Annotated in this window: 11 protein-coding genes; 5 read left to right on the forward strand and 6 right to left on the reverse strand. The window is 65.1% G+C overall.

From position 1 onward, the window contains the following. Positions 1-30 precede the first annotated feature (30 nt). Both pks13 and AC5WEY_RS05580 read left to right on the forward strand, forming a co-directional pair. Positions 31-5088, forward strand: a complete 5058-nt coding sequence (pks13, locus tag AC5WEY_RS05575; RefSeq protein ID WP_495645013.1) for a polyketide synthase Pks13 — start codon at positions 31-33, stop codon at positions 5086-5088. A gap of 3 nt (positions 5089-5091) precedes the next feature. Further along, on the forward strand, positions 5092-6636 hold the full coding sequence (locus tag AC5WEY_RS05580) for an acyl-CoA carboxylase subunit beta (protein ID WP_495645014.1): 1545 nt from the start codon (positions 5092-5094) through the stop codon (positions 6634-6636). A 146-nt stretch (positions 6637-6782) separates the two neighbouring features. On the opposite strand, the gene AC5WEY_RS05585 is transcribed toward AC5WEY_RS05580, so the two are convergent. From AC5WEY_RS05585 to AC5WEY_RS05605, 5 genes are all read right to left on the reverse strand, one after another. Further along, the gene (locus AC5WEY_RS05585) at positions 6783-7745 is read right to left on the reverse strand and encodes a hypothetical protein (protein ID WP_495645015.1); all 963 of its coding nucleotides are present in this window, start codon (positions 7743-7745) and stop codon (positions 6783-6785) included. Positions 7746-8057: 312 nt separating this feature from the next. Continuing rightward, on the reverse strand, positions 8058-11375 hold the full coding sequence (locus AC5WEY_RS05590; protein WP_495645016.1) for an arabinosyltransferase domain-containing protein: 3318 nt from the start codon (positions 11373-11375) through the stop codon (positions 8058-8060). A gap of 75 nt (positions 11376-11450) precedes the next feature. Next, on the reverse strand, positions 11451-14663 hold the full coding sequence (locus tag AC5WEY_RS05595) for an arabinosyltransferase domain-containing protein (RefSeq protein ID WP_495645017.1): 3213 nt from the start codon (positions 14661-14663) through the stop codon (positions 11451-11453). Beyond that, a complete protein-coding gene (locus tag AC5WEY_RS05600) occupies positions 14641-16410 on the reverse strand; it encodes a glycosyl transferase (RefSeq protein WP_495645018.1) in 1770 nt (589 codons plus the stop codon). The genes AC5WEY_RS05595 and AC5WEY_RS05600 overlap by 23 nt, the downstream gene beginning before the upstream one ends. Positions 16411-16763: 353 nt before the next feature. Continuing rightward, a complete protein-coding gene (locus AC5WEY_RS05605) occupies positions 16764-17384 on the reverse strand; it encodes a TetR/AcrR family transcriptional regulator (protein ID WP_495645019.1) in 621 nt (206 codons plus the stop codon). A gap of 156 nt (positions 17385-17540) precedes the next feature. Here AC5WEY_RS05605 and AC5WEY_RS05610 point away from each other — a divergent pair, with 156 nt between their 5' ends. The 3 genes from AC5WEY_RS05610 (at position 17541) to AC5WEY_RS05620 (ending at position 20261) form a co-directional block, all read left to right on the forward strand. Further along, positions 17541-18503 (forward strand): MBL fold metallo-hydrolase, encoded by a 963-nt coding sequence (locus AC5WEY_RS05610; protein WP_495645020.1) that lies wholly within the window; start codon positions 17541-17543, stop codon positions 18501-18503. Beyond that, on the forward strand, positions 18503-19435 hold the full coding sequence (locus AC5WEY_RS05615) for a fumarylacetoacetate hydrolase family protein (RefSeq protein WP_495645021.1): 933 nt from the start codon (positions 18503-18505) through the stop codon (positions 19433-19435). The genes AC5WEY_RS05610 and AC5WEY_RS05615 overlap by 1 nt, the downstream gene beginning before the upstream one ends. An 88-nt stretch (positions 19436-19523) precedes the next feature. After that, positions 19524-20261 (forward strand): hypothetical protein, encoded by a 738-nt coding sequence (locus tag AC5WEY_RS05620; RefSeq protein WP_495645022.1) that lies wholly within the window; start codon positions 19524-19526, stop codon positions 20259-20261. A 54-nt stretch (positions 20262-20315) separates the two neighbouring features. On the opposite strand, the gene AC5WEY_RS05625 is transcribed toward AC5WEY_RS05620, so the two are convergent. Further along, positions 20316-22271, reverse strand: coding sequence for a galactan 5-O-arabinofuranosyltransferase (locus AC5WEY_RS05625; protein ID WP_495645023.1), 1956 nt, complete (start codon positions 22269-22271; stop codon positions 20316-20318). Positions 22272-22275 lie beyond the last annotated feature (4 nt).

Raw genomic sequence — 22275 nt, forward strand, 5'->3', positions numbered from 1 at the left:
CCGTTCCTTCGATACATAGCTTGGTGAGTAATGGCTGAACAAGAGACAGACAAGATCCAGAGTGCGGACGGGACGGACTTCACGGTCGCCCAACTGCGGGATTGGCTACGCAACTGGGTTGCGGACGCGACCGGGCAACCCGCGTCGGCCATCTCGGACGACCGTCCGATGGAGGAATTCGGTCTGTCCTCTCGCGATGCCGTCGCACTGAGCGGCGAGATCGAGGAGTTGGTGGGGGTCACGTTGACCGCCACCGTCGTCTACCAGCACCCCACCATCGCCTCGCTGGCCAAGATCATCATCGAGGGCGAGCCCGACGAGCCCGTCGGCACCGTCGACGACGCGTTCTACACCGGCGGCGGACAGTCCGGCGACGCGCACGACGTCGCGATCGTCGGCCTGTCGTCTCGCTTCCCCGGCACCGGGCACACTCCCGAGGAGATGTGGTCGCTCCTCATCGAGGGCCGCGACGGCATCACCGATCTGCCCGACGGCCGCTGGCAGGAATTCACCTCCGATCCCGTCATCGCCGCAGCCGTGGCCGCGACGGTGACCAAGGGCGGTTACCTCGACGACGTCAAGACCTTCGACGCCGAGTTCTTTGCGATGTCGCCCAACGAGGTCGTCAACGTCGATCCGCAGCAGCGGCTCGCGCTGGAACTGACGTGGGAAGCGCTCGAGCACGCACACATTCCGGCCAGCTCGATCAAGGGCCGTCAGGTGGGCGTGTTCATCGGCAGCTCGTCCAACGACTACCAGCTGATCGCCGTCAGTGACCCGGCCGTGCACCCGTACGCACTCACCGGCACGTCCACCGCCATCGTGGCCAACCGGGTGTCGTACTTCTACGACTTCCGCGGGCCGTCGATCGCCGTCGACACCGCCTGCTCGTCCTCGCTGGTCGCCGTGCACCAGGCGGTGCGCAGTCTGCGTACCGGCGAATCCGATCTGGCCGTTGCCGGTGGCGTCAACATGCTGCTCGCGCCGCCGATCACCGTCGGATTCGGCCAGACCGGTGTGCTGGCACCCGACGGCAAGATCAAGGCGTTCTCCTCCGACGCCAACGGCATGATCCGCTCCGAAGGTGGCGGACTCGTCGTGCTCAAGCGACTCGAAGACGCCGAACGCGACGGTGATCAGGTTCTCGCCGTCATCGCCGGATCTGCGATCAACCAGGACGGCCGCTCGAACGGTCTGCTGGCACCGAACCCGGATGCGCAGGCCGACGCACTGCGCTTCGCATACCGCGACGCCGGCATCAACCCGTCGGGCGTGGATTACATCGAAGCGCACGGCACCGGAACCATTCTGGGCGATCCCATCGAGGCCGATGCCCTCGGTCGCGTCGTGGGCCGAGGCCGCGACGCCGACAAGCCGGCCCTGCTGGGATCGGCGAAGACGAACTTCGGACACCTCGAATCTGCCGCAGGCGCAGCAGGATTGATCAAGGTCGTCCTCGCGATGCAGGCGAACAAGCTGCCCGCGTCGCTGAACTACGTGGGCCCCAACCCGTACATCGACTTCGACAAGGCCCACCTCAAGGTGATCCCGGAGGCCACCGACTGGCCGCGGTACACCGGCAAGGCCGTCGCAGGCGTCTCCGGTTTCGGCTTCGGCGGCACCAACGCGCACGTCGTCGTGCGCGAGTACGTACCCGGTGAGACCGATGGCGCGTTCGATCCTGCTGCCGTGGACCCGGAGGCCGCTCTCGTCGAGGGCCTCACCGATGTGGCCGGTGAGGAATTGCCGATCGTTGTCGATCCCGAGCCTGTCGCTGCTGTCGATCCTGTTGCTGAATCCGGTACTCCCGAGGTCGAATCCGGTCCCGAAACAGTGATTCTCGCCGTCTCTGCCGCGTTGCCGTCGCGCCGCAAGCGGGCCGCATCGGAGCTGGCCGACTGGCTCGAGACCGAAGAGGGCAGCACGACGCCTCTCGTCGACGTGGGCCGCACGTTGGCCCGCCGCAACCACGGGCGTTCGCGCGCAGTGGTTCTCGCATCCACCACGGCCGAGGCGATCGCCGGATTGCGCGCCATCGCAGCAGGCAAGCCGGGCCCGGGAGTGTTCTCCGCGGATTCGCCCGCGTCCAACGGTGCAGTGTGGGTGTTCTCCGGCTTCGGCTCGCAACACCGCAAGATGGCATCGCGGCTGTACCGAACCAACGCCGTGTTCGCCGCCGAGGTGGACAAGGTGGACGAGCTTCTCGTCGACGAAGCCGGCTACTCCATCCGCGAGATCATCCTCGACGACTCGCAGACCTACGAGTTCGAGAACTCCCAGGTCGCGATCTTCGTCATCCAGATCGCCTTGGCCGCAACCCTTCGCGCGCACGGTGCCGAACCGTCCGCCGTCATCGGACACTCGATGGGTGAGGTCGCGGCAGCCTACGTTGCCGGAGGTCTCAACCTCGAAGACGCCGTCCGCATCATCTACGCGCGCTCACGGCTGTTGGCCGAGGGCCAGGACGGCCTCGGTGCCGCCTCGCAGGGTGCCATGGCGCTGGTGGAGTACACCCCCGACGAGGTCAAGACCCTCACCGACCAGTTCCCGCATGTGGAGCCCTGCGTCTACGCCGCACCGACACACACCACGGTCGGCGGACCGCGCGCCGAGGTCGAGGCTCTCGTCGAGATGGCCGAAGCCGCAGGCAAAATGGCCCGCCTGCTCGACGTCAAGGGAGCCGGCCACACCGCGGCAGTCGATGTCCTGCTCGGCGAGCTGGCCGCCGAACTGGCCGGAATCGAACCGGGCAAGCTCACCGCCGGGGTCTACTCGTCGGTCGATCGTGAGGCGCACTATCGCGTCGGACATGCGGCGATTCATGGCGTCGACTACTGGACCAAGGGGATGCGTCATCCGGTCTGGTTCACCCAGGCCGTCAATGTTGCTGTGGGAGATGGACATACAACGTTCATCGAGCTAGCTCCCAACCCGGTGGCGTTGATGTCCGTGGCCGCGACCGCATGGGCTGCGGGAGTCGCGGACTCGACCCTGATCCCGACTCTCAAGCGCAAAGAAGACGAGGCCGAGACGTTCCTGGCCGCGCTGGCTCAGCTGTACGTCCACGGACATGCGCTCGAGTTGGCAACGCTGTTCGAGTCCGGCCCGTACGCCGCCATCCCGCGAACTGCATACCTGCGCAAGGAGTTCTGGCTCAACTCGCAGGTCAGCTCGAGTGGCAACACGCGGGTGCCCGGTGCCCGCGTCGCACTGCCCGACGGTCGCCACGCCTGGGAAGTGCAGGCCTCGGCCGTCACCGGACTCGATGCGCTCGTCACCGCTGCGGCTTCACAGGTGTTCTCCGATGTTGCCGTTGGTGTTTCGGTGTCCCATGCCGCTGTGCCGAAGGTGGGCACGGTCGTCACCACGCTGACCTCGCACCTCGGTGGTGCGTCGGTTCAGGTGCACGCGCACGAGGGCTCGGCCTTCACATTGCTGCACGAGGCTGTCGTCACCTCGGGAGATGTCCGTCCGGAACCTGCTGTGGCGGTGGAGGAGCGATCCTCATCGCCGATGGAAGAGTTGCCGGAGGTCGTCGAGACGTTCGGTGACCGCTGGGATCCGAACGGCAATCAGAAGCTCGAAGATCGTCTAGCCATCATCGTCGCCGAGTCCATGGGCTACGCACCCGAGGATCTGCCGCCCGAGGTTCCGCTGATCGAACTGGGGCTGGATTCGCTCAGCGCGGTGCGCATCAAGAACCGCGTGGAATACGAATTCGACATCCCGACAGTGCAATTGCAGGCTGTGCGCGACGCGAACCTGCGCGAGGTCGAGAAGTACCTGCGCTACGCGATCGAGAACCGCGACGAGGTGCAGGCGCTGGCCGACAAGCAGGCAGCGGAGAAGGCGGCCGAACAGGCGGCAGAGCAGGCTGCTGTTGCGCCGGTGTCGGCCGAGCCCGCTCCCGTGGCCGCGGATGTTGCTCCCGTCGAGAAGCCTGCGCCGGCTGTTGCTGCCGCAGCGCAGACCGACCTCGGTGGCAAGGAGGCGTTCGCCGAAGCCGCTGGTTCCGACGTACCGCCGCGCGACAACGCCGAGCGGATGACGTTCGCAACCTGGGCAGTGGTGACGAAGGAATCGGCCAAGGGCATCTTCAACACCCTGCCGATTCTCGACGACGAGACAGCCGAGAAGTTGGCTGCCCGACTGACCGAGCGCGCAGGCGGCGAGATCACCTTCGACGACGTCCTCGATTCGGAAACCATCGAGCAGCTCGCAGACAAGGTTCGCCCGCACCTCGAGGACGGCGAGATCGACGGTGTCGTGCGCAATCTCCGGGCTCGCCCCGAAGGCTCCACCGCCACACCGGTGTTCGCATTCCACTCGGCGGGTAGCTCCACGGTCGCGTACGAGCCGTTGCTCCGGAAGTTGCCGGCCGGCACGCCGATGTACGGCCTCGAGCGCGTCGAGGGTCCCATTGCCGTACGCGCCGCGGAGTACGTGCCGCTGATCAAGGCCATCCAGCCCGAGGGGCCGTACGTGTTCGTCGGTTGGTCGCTCGGCGGCATTCTCGCCTACGAGGTTGCGCGTCAGATGGAGGAGGAAGGTATCGAGGTCGCCTACGTGGGCCTGCTCGATACCGTCATGCCCGGCACCGCGATCCCGGACACCAAGGACGAGGTCCGCAAGCGCTGGGAGCGGTACGCAGCGTTCGCCAAGAAGACGTACAACGTCGACTACCCGATTCCCTACGACAAGTTGGTGGACTCCGACGACGAGGGTCAGATTCGGATCATCACCGACCTGGTCAAGCTCAGTGGCGCAAAGATTCCCGGCGGAATCATCGAGCACCAGCGCACGTCGTGGCTCGACAATCGAGCGATCCAGACGGCCGAGCTCAAGCAGTACGGCGGGCACGTGACGCTGTACATGGCCGACAAGTACCACGACGATGCGATCGCGCTCGAACCTGCGTACGCCACCCGCGAAGAGCACGGCGGTTGGGGACCGGTGGTGAAGGACCTGGAGATCGTCTACGTCGGAGGCGATCACCTAGCGGTCGTCGACGAGCCGTACATTGGAAAAATTGCGGCCCATTTGTCGAAGACGCTCGAGAACATCGAGTCTGCAAGAACCGGAGCGTAGATCTTGAGTGGCACCACTGCGGAGAAGCTGGCCGAACTACGGGCGAGGCTCGAACTGGCCAAGGAACCGGCCGGCGAGATCGGGATAGCGAAGCGCGCGAAGAAGGGCATCCCCAGTGCCCGCGACCGCGTCAACTCGTTGCTCGATCCCGGCAGCTTCGTCGAAATCGGCGCATTGGTGAAGGCCCCCAACGATCCCGGTGCTCTCTACAGCGATGGCGTCGTCACCGGCCACGGAACCGTCGACGGCCGTCCGATCGCAGTGTTCTCGCACGATCAGACCGTGTTTGGCGGCACCGTCGGCGAGATGTTCGGCCGCAAGGTCGCCGGCATCATGGACTTCGCGATCAAGATGGGCTGCCCGGTCGTCGGCATCAACGACTCCGGTGGAGCTCGCGTGCAGGACGCCGTCACCTCCCTCGCGTGGTACGCCGAACTGGGTCGACGCCACGAGGCGCTGTCCGGCCTGTGCCCGCAAATCTCGTTGATCCTCGGTAAGTGCGCCGGTGGTGCGGTGTACGCGCCGATCAACACCGACATCGTCGTCGCCACCGAAGAGGCGTACATGTTCGTCACCGGCCCGGACATCATCAAGTCCGTGACCGGCGAGGATGTCAGCCTCGACGAGCTCGGTAGCGCCCGTGTCCAGGCCCTCAACGGCAACGTGCACCATGTCGCAGCCGACGAGAAGGCCGCGTTCGAGTGGATTCGTAACTACTTGAGCTACATGCCGTCGAGCTGCCAGGAAGAGTCGCCGGTGATCAATCCGGGACTCGAGCCGGAGATCACCGAATCCGATCGCAAGCTCGACTCGTTCATGCCCGACGCCGACAACGCCGGTTACGACATGCACGACATCATTCTGCGCATCTTCGACGACGGCGAATTCCACGAACTCTCGGGTCAAACGGCACCGAACGTGATCACCGGCTTCGCTCGCGTCGACGGTCGGCCGGTGGGAATCGTCGGCAATCAGCCGATGCACCTGTCCGGTGCTCTCAACGCCGACGGTGCTGATAAAGCCGCGCGATTCATTCGACTCAGCGATGCGTACAACATCCCGATCATCTTCCTCGTCGACACACCCGGGTTCTTGCCCGGCGTTGATCAGGAGACGCTCGGCGTCATCCATCGCGGCGGCCGCTTCATCTTCTCCTTCGTCGAAGCGACTGTCCCGAAAGTGACTGTGGTGATTCGCAAGTCGTACGGCGGCGGCTACGCGGTGATGGGCTCGAAGCAGCTCGGATCCGACATCAACCTCGCCTGGCCGACCGCCCGCATCGCCGTCATGGGTGCCGAGGGTGCCATCAACATCATGAGTCGGAAGCAACTCGCCGAGGCGGGCGAAAACGCACCGGCCCTACGCAAGCAGCTGATCAACTTCTACAACGAGCATGTGGCAACCCCGTGGATCGCGGCCGAGCGTGGTTACATCGACGCCGTCATCGAGCCGTCGAGCACGCGCCTCGAGATTCGCAAGGCCCTGCACATTCTCCGAGACAAAGAAGTGCAGAAGAGTCCGCGGAAGCACTCGTTGCTCCCGATCTAGCCTGCCCCGGTCTCGGTCCGGTCGCTGCGCTCCCTTTGGCGTCAATGGACCACTGCACCGGTCAGACGTATGCAGTGGTTCATTCACGCAACCGCTGGGGCGGTGTCAATGAACCACTGCACCGGTCAGACGTGTCCGATGGTCATTCACCCGGTCGATTCGCGCGGAACCATCACCACATCCGGTCGAGGTCTGGCGAGAGCGTGTTGGTAATTCATCCGTAAGTCGTCGAGCACCTGTGTCGGCCGATCGCGGATGTCTTGAGGTGAATGGGAAACCACGATGAGTCCGTGGGCCTGCATTCGGTTGCGTCGGGCTTGTGTCCGCTGGTAGTCGGCCGGTGACAGATGGTGGGTCACGGAATCTACTTCACGTGCCAGTGCCACGGAGTCGATCCACCCGTCGGTGTTGGCGATGAACTCTCCGCTTCGGGCGTAGATGTCGCAGTTGTGCGTCATCGCAGGCAGCCCGCTGGTTCGGTACAGACGCTGGTCTTCGAGTTCCGCCACCGAGTGCGCGTTGTCCCGTAACTCGCGGAGTACTCGGCGGGTGAGCGCGCTGTAGCGACGCGGGCCTTCGGCCAGTTCGATGGCAACCTGATCGATGGTCACGCCGCCCCGCTGGAACACCTCGGTCAACAGGGCGACGCACCGTGCCTCGGATTTCGCTGCCCGTGTGGCGTCGACCAGTGAACGCACCAGAGGAGCAACTCGGATGCTGCCCTTGGTGATCGGCTTGGGAAGCCGCCACGTCCGCTCTGCTCGGACAAAAGACACCGATGCCCGACGCATCTCCGCGGGTAGCAGTAGATGAACCTCTCCGGCGGATCCGTTGGTGCCGTATCCGAACGAATCGAGTCCGACGCATCCGGTGATCATGCTGTTCGGTCCGCCGTATGCGAGCGCCGCGGCTGACCGCTCGAGCGTCGACGGATGGCCGTTTCGCAGCAGTACGACACCCGGCAGCAACCGCTGCCACGGACCGCCGGCTGCGCACCTGCCATCGATCGCTGCGTCACTCACGCCCGCCTCGCGAAGCTGCCGGCGCGCCACGACGCCGGTCGAGCTCAGGTCGAACAATGAATCTGCGTTCCATAATCGTCTCTTCATGTCCGAAGAGTGGAATTCGGCACCGACACGTTCGTCGCGTTGTGGCGCTGTCGCAGGTTGTGTGTGGATGAACGACCACTCTGTGGATGAATCGGCTGTTGCCAGTCTCGAGGCGGACGACGCTGTCGGACTCGGATGCTGAGGCCGGCCGACGGAGTCCGCGGGCGTGGCCCCCGGAAAGGTGAATGAACCATCTACGCGCTCAGACGTATGCAAGGGTCCATTGACCCACTCCAAGCTGAAGCGTGGATGGACCCTTGCACGGTCGAGACGTGTGCAAGGGTCCATTGACGCGGAGCGGGGGGCGGGCGGTCAGTCCTCGAACACTCGCAGTTCGCCGTCCTTGTACCAACCCGAACGCGTGGCTTCCCCGGTTTGCAGGTCGGCGGGCACAGCGTTGGGGTAGTACTGCTCGTAGCGCTCCAACGATCCCCAGTCCCTGGCCCAGTCGTTCTTCAGATAGGTGGGGACGGTGACGGGCTTGGCGAGTAGTTCGGACCAGCCCAGTGGGCCGCCGTTCTCGCCGGATTGCCAGGTGTCGGTGGAGCTGACGGCCAGTGGGCGGTCTGGGAGGATGCGGTATCCGGGCACTTCGGCGACGCCGTAGCGGTGGTCGAAGGGTCGTTGGCACGGGAATTGCAGTCCGACTGCCCAGTCGAGCAGAACGGGCTGCTCACTGCCGATCATGGTGTTCAGGTTGTCCATCACCGGTACTCGCGGCGGGGTGAATGCGAGCCACTGGTCGCCGGTGAGGTTGGGGTCGTTGGCGACGATACGGACGGCGTCGGCATCGGGTGCGATGTCCGCCAACGGGATTCGGAGGTTGCGCCACGACGGTGCAGGTCCGATGTCCCGGGGCAGGTAGGTGCCCTGCGCCTGGACGGTTCCGTCGGGCTGACGCTTGCCGTATTCGAGCAGCAGCGACTGTCCGTAGGTAAGGGCTCCGGTGTCGTCGTACGACCAGATGCGGCCGGCTGCGGAGAAGACGACGAGGGGGGCGTCGTCGCTGCGAGCGGGCAGTTGGTACCAGCTCGACGTCGCCTCCGCGGGTTCCTGGATGCCTTCCTGGTACGAGCCGAGTACCGGGGTGGTGGCAGGGTCGAGACCGAAGGGCAGAGCTGCGTTCGAGCCGTTGACGCCTACGGCTCCGGTGCCACCTGCGGTGCCGGAACTTTGGCCTTCCTCGAATGCGGGGCCGACGGCCTGTTGGTCGGTGTTGCCCTGTCCTGGTTTGACTTCCACGGCATCGGCACTGAGGTCACTGGGAATGCCGTTGGCGGTGAAGTTGCGCAGGGTGGAGCTCGATCCGCCGAGCGGGCCTGCGGTGGCATCGAACTCACCCGGCAAGGGGCTGAGTATGCCGGCGTTGGGGTTGGACTCCACGAGAACATCGTTGGCGAGTCCGCACGAATTGCCCAGTACCGATTGCACATTCGAGCGTGCGAGCGAATAGGCCGGGTACTGCGAGACGGCGCCCTTGACGAGCGAGAGCACCTCGAACAGCACCATGATCCCCGCGATGACGGTCAACGGCGCGGCGGCGAACTTTCGGATCCGTTGACCACGAGCCGACGTCGGCTTCGGTTGTGGCGGTGCGTATCCCTCGCGCAGGTACTGGAACGCCGCGATCGCAAGAACCAGGCCGAAGAGGATCAGGAACAGCGTGCCCGATTCGTTGCCACCGAGCGACACCGTCTTGTCGAACCACGGCACGCCGTAGCTCGAGACGTACCAGTAGCCGTTGATGCCCGAGAACGACAGTGCGAGAACGAACATCAGCCCGGCCGCGAACAACGAGCGGTTACGCCGCGAACGCAGCGCGCTGGCCGAGACGGCCACGGCGGTCAACGCAGCGAGCCCACCGGCGATTCCGGCGTAGGAACCGAAGTGGTGAGTCCACTTGGTGGGGTTGAACATCATGAAGAAGATGGTGCCGAGCACAACGCCGAGCAGACGCCAGGCCGGCCCGTTGGCAATGCCGGGGATGCGCCGACGACGCAGTAGCACGAACAGCGTCGTGAACAGGCACAGGATCATTGCCAGGAACGCGAAGCGGCGCGCGACGGAGCCGTCCACGGTCTGGACGAAGAGGTAGTAGTACCGCAGGAAGTCCTGGTACCAGGCCTCGTTGGGGCCGATGATGGTCCGCACTCGGGTGGACTCGATGACTGTTGCGTACGTCTGGTCGGCGAAGACCACAACGAGGACGAGCACACCGGCCGCAGCCAACGGTGCCAGCAGGGCGAGGGTGCCGACCTGGCGGTGACGCCTGACGACGATCCGTGCGATGGGCCGTGCACCCGCGAGAAGTGCTGCCACGCACATCAATCCGGTGGGAGCCGCGGCGAGGGTGAAGGCTCCGATGAGACATGCTGCGGCGGCAGGAAGTAGTCGGCCGGTGGCGATCGATCGCTCCACCGAGCACCAGGTGAGCAGTGCGCCGAGGGCGACGATCGGTTCGGGGCGCAGTCCGTTGTTGTACGGGAGCCAGAAGGCGAGGAACACCAGTCCGCCGGTCCACAGCGCGACGTTGGACTTACGTACCGCGCGTCCGAGGCGCGGAACTACCTCGCGGCTGATCACCATCCAGCACAGGACTCCGGCGATGAGGGCGGGCAGGCGCATCCACGGGCTGGCGGTCGAGATCTTGGCGAAGACGGCGAGCACGTCGTAGTACCAGCCGAACGGTGCTTCGGGTACCCCGAACCAGCGGAAGTAGTTGGCCATGTAGCCGGAGTGATCTGCGGCCCGGGCCATCGTGAGCAGGTAGCCGTCGTCGGAGGTGTTGGCACCGACGAAATGCCACCCCACCAGAACGCCGAGGACGGTGACGTCGACGCCGGTGAACTTCCACCAGTGGGAGGGAAAGAAGCGGCGGTGCGCGCGGCGGTCGGTGCCGTCGAGTCGTCCGAGTGCGCCTATGGCCAACAAAGTGCACGCGATCGCCAGGATCATGATCAGCAACTTGAGCACCGTCGGTGACGACGAGAAGCGGGAGTCGACGTCGACGGTGACAGACATGTCCGCGGGTGCCGCGCCGCTGAGATCACTGAAGATGCCGACGACCTGGGGCCGCAGATCGCCGTCGAGCCGGCCTTGCCGGGGCTGGCCGTCGTCGTCGGTCAGGCCGGTGAAGGCCGCCGATGTGTACTGGTCGTTCGAGGTGATTTCGATGGCCGCGCAGCGAGTGCTCTCGACGTCGGCGCGAGGTGCCGTCGCGACCACGACATTGCGATCGAGGACGTCGACGTTCGATTCACCGACGCGGACGAACAAACTGTTCAGCGCAGCGCCCTCGCCCTGCGGGGGTGCCGTCGCCAGTAGCAGCCCGCCCGACGCGGGGAGTGCGGCGACAGCAGAGCACGGCAGTGTCGCGCTGAGGCTTACGGGTGCCTGGGACACCAGTGGGGCGTCCACGTCTTGCAGGAGCCCGTTCTGCGGCCACGAAATGGTGGCGGTGGTCTGCGTGACAGGCGCGAACGGAGTGATCAGTGCGAACAGCACCCCGAGGATGCCGGCCACCATGGCGATCAGCCGGGGAACTCGTACCTGAGCACGAAGTTCGTCCGAGGCTCGCAGGGGAGCGGGGACGGGGGGACCAGCTGATGAATCTGTCACGACGTCGGGCACGAGAGTCGATGTTATGCGAGCGTGACGTAGAGGTCACACAGGCACCGGCCCCGTAACCGATCCAGAAACAGGGAATCAGTCGGTTTTCATCGGTCCGTCGCTGGACAGTCCGGACCGAGACTGCTGGTCGACGGCGATCCGAGCGGTCGCAGCGGCCGGATCGAGTGGCATGAATCTCTCGATCGAGCCCCAATCCCGGGCGTAGTCGTCGGCGAGATACGACGGCAGCGTCTGCGCCCCGAGGAGCAGCTCGGTCCAGCCCAGTGGGCCACCGCCGATCGAGTCCTGCCAGGCGTTGGTGGATTCGGCCCCGGTGCGGTCGGGCAGAATCCGGTACTTGGGCACCTCGGCGACGCCGTCCCGATGATCGAACGGTCGCTGGCACGGGAACGCCAATCCGACGGCCCAGTCCAGCAGCACCGGATCGGTCGATCCGACGAGCGAGTTCAGCGTCTGTGTCTTCGGGACCCGCGGCGGAGTGACGGCGAGCCACTGATTGCCGGCCAGATCGTTGTCCTCGGCGACGATGCGAACGACGTCTGCCTCGGCCGGTAGATCGCTCATCGGGACCCGCAGATTGCGCCACGACGGCGACGGGCCGATATCGAGAGGCGTGACGCGGCCCAGCGCCTGTGTGTCGCTACCGTCGCGGCGTCCGTATTCGAGTTCGACGGGTTGGCCCGGAGTGACGATGCCGTCCCCGTCGACCGATCGGATTCGGCCTGCGGCGGCGATGGCGATCAGGTCGCCGCGGTCGCCGTCTTCGGGCAGCGAATACCAACCCGAGGTCAGGGACGCAGGCTCGGTGGCACCGAAGCTACCCAGTACCGGAGTGGTCGCAGGATTCAAGCCGAATGGCAAAGCGACTGTGCTGCCGTTGATTCCGACGTTCTCGTTGGTACCGCCCGACGTACCCGCAGAGTTCGACGACGTTGCCGCCGCGCTCTGTTCCGAGTCCTCGGGCCGGATCGAGTTGGCGCTGCCCTGCGCGGTGTCCTCGGAGTCTGCGGTCAGATCCTGCGCGACGCCGTCGGGTGTGAATCCGGTACTCCCGCCGGCACCCAGTGCGTCGGCTGCGGGGTCGATCGGTTGTAGGACCGAGCCGTTGACGTCGGTTTCCACCTGCACGTCGCCGGCGAGTCCGCACGAGTTTCCGGCGAGGGCCGAGAAGTTGGATCGAGCAATGGAGTACGCCGGGTATTGCGCCACAGCGCCTTTGACGAACGAGAGCACCTCGAAGGCGACGACACCACCGGCGACGATGGTCAGTGCGGACGGTGCGAATCGTCGACGCGTAGTGGGTTCCTTTTTACGATAGGGCAATCGGACGTGTTGGTAGGCGGCGTAGAGCAGCGTCAGAACCGTCAGACCGAGCAGGATCGTCGAAAAGCCCTTTCCGGCAATGGACGGTGGCTTGTCGAACCACGGAATGCCGTAACTCGACACGTACCACCAACCGTTGGAGCTGGTGAACGCGACCGCAGTCAGAAACAGAACAGCGGCAGTGAACAGCGTTCTGTTGCGCGGAGATCGCACGGTCGCCGCGGTCACGGCGACGGCAGCCAGCGCGGCCACCGATGCCGCGAGACCGGCGTACACGCCGAAGTGGTGGGTCCACTTGGTCGGTGTGAACATCATGAAAGCCAATGCGCCCAGGATGATTCCGAGTATCCGACGCGACGGCCCGGTGGCCGTACCGGGGATGCGTCCGTTCTTGCGGAGCATCACCGCGATGCACACGACGATGCACAGCAGCATCGCGAACATGCCGAATCTTCGGGCGAGCGAGCCGTCGGGCGAGATGGTCATCAGTGCGTCCCAGCGCACGCGTTCCTCGAACCACGGCACGTTCGGTCCGATGGCCGAGCGCACTCGGGTCGCTTCGAGCACGGTGCTCAGAGTCTGGTCGGCGAAGATCGCGATCAGCACCGCCAGTCCCGACGCCATCAGCGGCGCGAGAACGGCGAGCAGGCCCACTTGACGAGCTCGCTTGACCACGATCATCACCAGTGGGCGCAGCCCGGCGAGCAGAGCGGCGACGGCGATCAGTCCGGTGGGTCCGGCGGCGAGCGAGAACGCGGCGATCAGGGTGCCGATCGCGGCCGGGAGCAGTCGCCCGGTGGCAATGGCGCGCTCGACCGAGCACCACGTCAACAGGGCTCCGAGGGCGATGACCGGTTCCGGGCGCAGTCCGTTGTCGTAGGGCAGCCAGAAGGCGAGGAACACGAATCCTGCGGTCCACAGCGCGACACGGTTGGTGAGCACTGCACGGCCGAGGCGGGGGATGACCTCGCGGCTGATGACCAGCCAGCACAGCAGCGCTGCGATGGTGGCGGGCAGGCGCATCCAGATGCTGGCGGTGCTGACCTTGGCGAGCGCGGCGAGCATGTCGTAGTACGGCATGCCGAACGGTGCTTCCGGGACGCCGAACCAGCGGAAGTAGTTGGCCATGTAGCCGGCGTTCTCGGAGACGCGGGCCATGTTGAGCAGGTAACCGTCGTCGGAGGTGTTCGCGCCGATGAAATGCCACAGCACCAGCACCCCCACCACAACGGCGTCGACACCGGTAACGGACTTCCAGCGCGAGGGAAGGAATCGTCGGTGGCGTCGCCCGTCCATGCCGTCGAGCCGATGCAGCGCGAACAGGGAGGCGATCACGGCGAGTGCGCCGAAAATCATCGCCAGCAATTTGAACGTCGTCGGAGCCGAGGAGTAGCGCGAGTCGATGTCCGCGCGCACGCTGAGGCCGTCGATCGGTGCCGTGAGGTCGGTGTAGATGCCGACGACCTGGGGCCGGATGTCGCTGTCCACGGTGTTCGCCTCGCCGTCGAGGTCGACGACCGTACGGGTGGCGTTCGACGACACTGTCAGCGCGCAGTTACCGCTCAGCTCGTCGATGGGTGCCTCGGCAAGAACGCGATCACGCAGCAGCACTTGCAGTCGGCCGTCGTCGACCCGCACGATCAGTGCCTTCTGCTCGGTCTTCGCAGCCGCGATGGGTGCGGTGGAGACCAGCGTGCCGCCGTCGGCGAGAGCAGTGGCCGCGTTGCATGGAACGGTGGCCTCGAGGTCGACGGGCGAGTAGCTCACCAACGGGGCGTTCACGCTGCCGAACGAGCTCTGCGGCCACGAGAGAGCAGCGACGTCCTGCTGAACCGGTAACAGGGGAGTCGCGATGGCCAGAACCGCACCGATGATGCCGGTGATGATCGCTACCAGCCGGGCGGTCTTGACGTTCGGAGCGGTCTCGGGCACGCCGACGATGCTATTGGACGAGCGTGCGCACATCCCACACCCACACGCCACCGGTGTATTGCGGCTGGACACCCAGCAGTTCGGTGACGGTGGCCCGCAGTGCAACGGTCCGCTTGCTCGGCGGCAGGACGACGACATCCGCCTCCCAGAACGTCAGATCCTCGACGGCCTGGGCGCGTTGATCGTCGGTTATCTCCGGAACAGTGCCTTGGTCGTACACCGAGCCCAGCAACAGTGCCGTCGGTCGGTCGACGGCTCCGTACTTGGCAACCTTCTCTTCTTGATCGCTCGGTCCGACGAAGTATCCGGCCGCCAGCTTGAAGCCCATGTCGGCGTCCATCTGCCAGCGCAGCGGACGGGCGTCCTCGGGCCGGGGCAGGGGCACGGTGACAACGGAACCGTCGTCGACGAAGTTCTCCCACTCTCCGTCGGCGAAGAAGTCCGGCGTCGGAGATTTGTCGACGGCGACCAGTGGAGTCGGGATCAGCGGGACGAGTGCGAGGGCGAGTCCGGCGATCCAGAACGCAGGTAGTGGACGCAGTCCGTTCCGGAACGTCCGATCGGTGGCCAGCACGAGCAACAGGGCCAGCGCCGGTACCGCGCCCAACGCGAAGCGGGTTTCGAGGACGGACTCGACGAGGGGGTACTCGGCGAGCTTCGTCCACGGCAGGGTGATGCCGGTGTCGTTCTTGCCGATCATGAGCGTCGCGCCGAGCGAGAGCACGCTCATGACGACGGCGGTCGCCGCGGCGGCTCGAGCGCAGGCGACACGCCACATCCACAATGCCGCGACCAGGCACAGCACCAGCAGCGGCCAGCCGAAGTACGCGTTCTCTTCGGTCGCGTTGATGCGGACGTTCTGCCCCGGAGTCGCGACGCCACCTATCGACTGCGTCGGGAACTGGAACAGGGCCTTGGCGTCGTTGCCCATCGGGCCGTGTTCGAGGAAGGAGTACGACTGCGGCCCGAAGAACTGCCACCACAGCGGGAGCGCAACGATCGCCAGCGCGATACTCGCGGAGACAGCGAGCCGGGGCACGGCATTGCGGACGGCAGGCCAGAGAGAACGTGGCCGCGACACGTAGTAGACGACGGCGAAGATGGCGAACGACATCGCGAAGATCAGCAGCGGCTCTTCGCCGAGCAGGATCTGGAGCGCGACGATCAGGCCGAGCCCGATGGTGTTCTTGGTGGTTCCGCCGCCGTGGGCGATGCGGGTGACCAGAATTGCGATCACCGGGAGCAGGAACAGCACCACGAAGTTGGGGTGGCCGTTGGCGTGGGAAATCGCGCCGGGAGCGAAGCCGCACAGTGCACCGCCCATTGCAGCTGCGCCCTTGGAGGCGTTGAGCTGGCGCGAGAACAGCCAGTACCAGGCGAAGGAAGTCCCGGCGAGGCCGGCGGTGAGGGCGATCGCCCAGGTGACCGTCGGTCCGAAGAGCAACGTGATCGGAGCCAGTGGAATCGAGATGCCGAACATCGCGGTGTTCGCCATCAGATTCACCCCGAGGGGGTAATTCTGCAGGTCACTCGACAGTGGGTTGTCCAGATGCGCGACGGCATGGGCAGCGACGGAGAAGAACCACTCCCACATCGTCTGGTCCTGGCCGCTGTTGTAGAGGTAGCCGCCGCTCAGGTTGCGCCACTGACCCTGCAGGTCGTAGACGGCGGCGATCAGAAATCCGACGGCCGCTACGACGTCACCGCGCCCGACGCCGGAGTGTCGAGCCGGTGCCGTGGTCGGCTGCCGCTCGAGAACGCTCTGGTCGTGGGTGGTCATCGGGTCGAGGTTACAGAAAGATCACGGTGCGCGAAAACCCGGAAGACCTGGGTCACACCTGCACGTGAACCGGTCTGAGTACGTGGTGGTGCTCGGGCTTACTGGGTCTGACAGTCGGGGGACGAAGGCCCGCCCACTTCGGCGGGCTCGATCTCGTTCCACGGCCGCCTCTGCGGAGTCGACGAATGCATGCAACACATGCGCTCGGCCCTGTACACCGTGCTTGCTGCGCCATGCGCTCAGCAGAGATCCAGTGCCGGGGTGTGGACTAAAGCAAAGCAATCGCATTAACGGGCTGCAGGTGTCGGGGCGTCGATCGGCAGAGCGTGGCGAGAGACGTTCGAGGAGTCGGGTCAAGACCGTGCGCGTTTGGGGGTGGTGCCGCCCAATGCCCGGATCACCAGGTCTGCGAGGTGATGGACCATGTCTTCGGTGATGGGTTGTCGACTGACGAGGTAGCGGAAATGCACGGGGGCAACGAGCAATTCGATGGCGGTGGCAGCGTCGCCGAAGGCGCTGTCGGGCAGTTCTCCGCGCAGTACGGCGCGACTGACGATGACGCTGGCAAGCTGGAATCGGGCGTCGAAGTATCGAGCGCTCGACTCGGCGATCGTCGGGTCGTCGATCGGTGAGACCAGCGCATGGGTGGTGGCCGAGCCGACCGGAGAGGTCAGATATTCGACGAGCTCGAGGGCGAAGGTGACCAGGTCGTCGTGCAGCGCCCCGGTGTCGGGGATCGGTAGATGCTGGTTGCCGCCCAGCATCATGGCTTCGATGACGAGTCGTTCACGCGTGCCCCATCGGCGGTAGATCGACGACTCGTGCACGCCGGAACGGCTCGCGACCTCGGTCACCGTGAAGCCCGACCATCCGAGTTCGCTCAGAACGTCCGCCGTGGCGTCGAGCACCGCGCTGCGGATACGCGCGGAGCGGCCGCCGTGTCGACGGCGCACCGCGCTGTCTGGATCGCTCATCCGCTCAGCCTAGCGCGACAGTCCTTGTCGAAAAGCTATGACCGGGGTTACATTAAACGCGTGTCAACTCGCGTTAATGACATGAGGATGTCGCGACGCCGACTCGACCGACTTCGAATATTCGAACTTCGCTACCACCCGACTCGAGGAGCATCAGTGACCTACAAGAAAGAGCTACGCGATCTGGGGAACGGGTGTCACGCCTGGCTGCAGCCCGACGGGGGCTGGGGGTTGAGTAACTCAGGGCTGATAGTGGGCGGTGGGGCGTCGTTGATGGTGGATACACTCATCGACCTCGCCACCACGAGCGAGATGCTCGCCGCGATCGAGTCCCATACCGATGCGGCACCTCTGTCGACGGTGGTCAACACTCACTCCGACGGCGACCACTTCTTCGGCAACCAGTTGGTGGCGTCGCCGAGCGTGCAGATCATCGCTTCCGAGGCCGCGGCGCAGTTGATGACCCAACATTCGGTCGACGAGCTGGCGGGTTTGCCGCACGTACCGGGCCGTATCGGCGAGTACATGACTGCTGCACTGGCACCGTTCCGGTTCGACGACATCACCGTTGTTCCCCCCACCCGGACCTTCACGGGGCGACTTTCCGTCGACGTCGGCGGCCGCGAAGTCGAACTGATCGAGGTCGGCCCCGCACACACGGTCGGCGATGTGATGGTGCACGTACCCGACTCGAAGGTGTTGTACGCCGGCGACATCCTGTTCATCGACAGCACGCCGATCGTGTGGGCGGGCCCGCCGCAGCGCTGGATCGATACCTGCGATCTCTTGCTGGACATGCCGCTGGACACGATCGTCCCCGGGCACGGTCCCGTCACCGACAAATCCGGCGTGGCCCAGGTTCGCGACTACCTGGCGTTCCTCGTCACCGAAGCCACCAAGCGGTTCGAGGAGGGTATGGATGCCGCCACCGCGGCGGCCTCGATCGACCTCGGCCGCTTTGCGGGGATGTCCGGCCACGGGCGTCTGGCGCAGAACGTCACCGCCGTCTACCGTGCCCTGGATCCGCAACTGCCGCAACGGGAATTGCTGAGCATCTTCGACCAGATCGTCGAATTGGAGATGGCAGGTTCGACCGCGATGACATCGGGTGACCGCTGATGCGCTGGCTGACCTACCGTCACGATGGTGTCGAGCGAGTCGGTGTGCTCGACAGCGACGACATCGTCCATGGCCTGGCCGCGGGGCCGACGATGCTCGACCTGTTGTCGTCGCCGGACGGGTTGATGTCGCACGCCGATTCAGCCTTGCGGCAGAGCGATCACACCGCACACCTGTCCGAGGTCACGGTGTGCGCGCCGCTGGCACCGCCCTCCATCAGGGATTGCATGGGCTTTCTGCAACACATGCGCAACTGCGCCGGACCCGCCGGAATGACCATCGACGAGCGCTACGAGCAGGTTCCGATCTTCTACTTCACCAATGCAGCCGCTGTTCTCGGGCCCACTGATGACGTTCCCATCTCACCGGGCTCGGCGTGGTTCGACTTCGAGCTCGAGGTCGCCGCCGTCATCGGGACGGCCGGGCACGATATTCCACGGGACCTGGCTCACGAACACATCGCCGGTTACACCATCTTCTGCGATTGGAGCGCCCGGGACCTGCAACTGGCCGAGATGCCCCTGGGCGCGGGACCCGCCAAGGGCAAAGACGGTGCAAACACTCTCGGCCCCTTCCTGGTCACACCTGACGAGCTCGAACCGTACCGGGCTGGAAAAGGTTTCGCGCTGACGATGACCGCCTCGGTCAATGGTGAGCAGGTCGGGACCGGGCGATGGGACAGCATCGACTGGGATTTCGCAGACATGATCGCCTACACCTCACGCGGTACCGAGCTGCGCCCCGGCGACGTGATCGGATCCGGTACCGTCCCCTCCGGATGCCTCTTCGAACACTATGCAGCGCAAACTGATTCGTTCCGCGGCTGGCTTCAGCCGGGCGACCGGGTCCACCTGGCCGTCGAACAGCTCGGCGAGATCAGTCAACGCATCGTCTCCGGGGTCGATCCGGTACCGCTGTCCACCGGCTTCTGACGGAATCAGCGCACCCGCAAAAACCCTGCGCCACAACAGGTCCACAACGGGCCGTCATCGTCCGAACACAACCGAGGAGCACCGAACCGTGACCGACACTGTCGTTACTCAACCCACTACTGTCGACGTAACCGTCGTATCCGGCCCGACATCCCCCGGGACCGTGACCGACTGGGAATTGTTCTTTGCTCGGCGCGCCCTGGCAACGCTCAAATCCAAGCTGGGGCCGGAGCGCTTGCTGGAACTGCTCGCGCCCGACATTCAATCGACGGCCGAAAAGCTCACTTCGTGGACCGCGGCGTCCAACGGCGCATGGCACGGCGCGCAGACCGAACTGCGTGTGACAGGAATCAGCGCCGCAGAATTCCTGGCGTACTTCCGCTCACCGTCCACTACCGAGGCCCAGAAACGTGCAGCTCATCCCGAGCATTTCGTCATGGCAACCATCGAGGGGGGTCATCAGGTGGTCGAAAACATCGGACCGCACATCTCCGACTCCCGGGTCATGTGGACCGACGAGGCCCACGCAGTCGTAGCCCCCGACCCGAACTATCAGCACCGCGTCGTTGCCGAGATTCGACTGCCCGACGGCACCATCGTCGCGCACGCGCTGCACCAATTGAGGGACACCGCAGCTGGATTCGACGCTCGGCTGGGAATCTACTTCCCAGACGCCGCACCGGAGGAATTGATCGAAGGACACCGTATGCATCTGGCGGTGGAGTTCACCAATTGGATCGTCGATGCCGCGGCGCAACTCGGTCGTAGCAACAAGAACTCGCCCGTACCGATCGTCGTGACCGGCGAGGAGCGATACCCGCACTGATCCACACCGCCGGGCGCATCCGGGGTCGCGATTCCGTGCGGGACTATCGAGCGATCAACCGGTTCGCACCACAAGCGCGAAGGGCCCGATATCGGTGACAGTGAAGCGTGGATCCTCGAACAGCGCTTCGGGGAAGGTGACGGTGTAGCGGCGCACGTTGGGGTCGTTGGGATAGACGTCCTCGGCCAGCCGCAGGGTGTAGCCGTCGGCTCCGCGTCGGAACAGGAAGGCGTCCGGCGCGCGCCACCGGCTGTTGTCGAGCGCCTCGATCATCTGATCGGGGGTCTCGAGTTCGGTCCACTGCTCGATGGCGGAGGCTCGTTGGTCGAATTGCGCCAGCGGGTTGGCGTAGTGCGAGGTCAGTCCTTGGAATCCGAAGTACGGGTAGTAGCTGAGGAACGAGGTGTCCGTGGTCAGCACGACGGTCTCGTCGCGTGGGCACTGAGTCTGCTCGGTGAGGGCATCGTCGACCTCGCGGTAGTACGAGACCGCGCTCGGTGGGCGCATGTCGGCGCGGTTGCCGTCACCGTCGGTGTCGGAGTAGGCGACGGTGATCTCGGTCTGCAGTACCTGGGGGATGTTCTGCGCGAAGGCCATGGCACCGACGATCGCCACGACGACGGCAGCGATACGAAACTTGGGTGGCTCGTTGATGGCCTGGTAGATCGCGTGACTGCCTTCGAGAAATCCGAAAACGCCTGCGCTGCCCAGCAATACGATCAGTACCGCTTCGAGGCGGAACGAGAGCAGGGTGGTGCCCGCAGCCGTGGCGGCCATGGACAACAGCGTCCACAGGTATATCGAGGCGACGCCCAATCCGAGTGCCTGCGCTCGACGCGAGGAGGAGAATCGCACTGCCAGCCATACCGTGCCGATCAGGCACAGTGCACCCGACATGGAGAACTCGAACATCGGGAAGGGAAGCGTTGCACCGGCTTCCGGAAGGTAGTGCAGAGCCGTGCCCGATGTCGACGGCGCGCCGCGCAGGAAGTCGACCAGGTACGGCAGCCACACGGTCGCAGCGATGACGCCGGAGATGGCAGCGATTGCGGCGACCTTGATCGCGATGGGCATCAGTGCGCGCCAGGCTTTGCGCTCGCGATAGGCCAGAACGCCGGCGAACAGCGCCATGAGTACGACGGTGAACGCGGCCAGGCCGAGGTAGAGGGTGTAGAACGTCGCGGCCAGTCCGAGGAAGAGGCCGGTGCCGAGCACTGCACCCCACCCGCCGGCGCGCCCCCCACTCGGGATCAATGTCCCTTTCTTGCACTCTGACTGACTGGATGCCACATTCATCCCGGTGGGCCGGTGCAACGCACCCCACGCCAGCAGCAATGCCGGGGCGAACAGCAGCACGATGACAGCGCTGTAGGCCTCGGGGGAGGCGTAGGCAACCACCAAAGCGGTCGTGACAGCACTGACGGCGACGGCCCAGTCGCTGCGGATCAGGGCCTTCCACAGTATGAAGGCCACCACCGATGTGACGGCTAGCAGCCCAATTGCATACGGCTTGAATACTTCCCACCCGTCCATACCCAGGATGTTGCCGACGCGTCCGCCGACCCAGAACCATCCGGCCGGGTAGAACGGTGGGATGTCCGCGTACGTCATGTCGCGCAACGACGCCGAATCGGTGAGGCGTGTCAGGTATTCGGTGCGGAACTCCTGGTCGACCGAGATGCCGAACAGGTACAGCTTGGTTGCCGCCAAGGGCATGCCGAGGGTGACGGTGACGAAGCCGGACAGACCGACCCACGCTGCAAGTCGAGCGACCCATGGCCACTTGCGGATTCGGTACAGGTAGATCGACGTGGCGAACAGTGCCGCAGCTACTACCTGCCCCAGGGTTGTCAGAGCGCGAGTGACGTTGGACGAGTTGAACGCCGGCCACTGAACCAGTGAGAAGGCGTACAACCCGATTGTCGCCACCACGACAGCAACGAGAATTCCGGCAACTGTTTCTCCGACGGCAGACGCAGTTCTGCGTGCCGGCGCAACCCCGACAGTCATGCAG

The sequence above is a fragment of the Rhodococcoides sp. S146-33 genome (genome assembly GCF_059489205.1).

What these genes read in the sequence shown, in the direction of transcription:
- AC5WEY_RS05605 (WP_495645019.1), bottom strand. Translation starts at nt 17,384, where the DNA reads ATGAGCGATCCAGACAGCGCGGTGCGCCGTCGACACGGCGGCCGCTCC.
- pks13 (WP_495645013.1), top strand. Translation starts at nt 31, where the DNA reads ATGGCTGAACAAGAGACAGACAAGATCCAGAGTGCGGACGGGACGGAC.
- AC5WEY_RS05585 (WP_495645015.1), bottom strand. Translation starts at nt 7,745, where the DNA reads ATGAAGAGACGATTATGGAACGCAGATTCATTGTTCGACCTGAGCTCG.
- AC5WEY_RS05600 (WP_495645018.1), bottom strand. Translation starts at nt 16,410, where the DNA reads ATGACCACCCACGACCAGAGCGTTCTCGAGCGGCAGCCGACCACGGCA.
- AC5WEY_RS05595 (WP_495645017.1), bottom strand. Translation starts at nt 14,663, where the DNA reads ATGTGCGCACGCTCGTCCAATAGCATCGTCGGCGTGCCCGAGACCGCT.
- AC5WEY_RS05625 (WP_495645023.1), bottom strand. Translation starts at nt 22,271, where the DNA reads ATGACTGTCGGGGTTGCGCCGGCACGCAGAACTGCGTCTGCCGTCGGA.
- AC5WEY_RS05615 (WP_495645021.1), top strand. Translation starts at nt 18,503, where the DNA reads ATGCGCTGGCTGACCTACCGTCACGATGGTGTCGAGCGAGTCGGTGTG.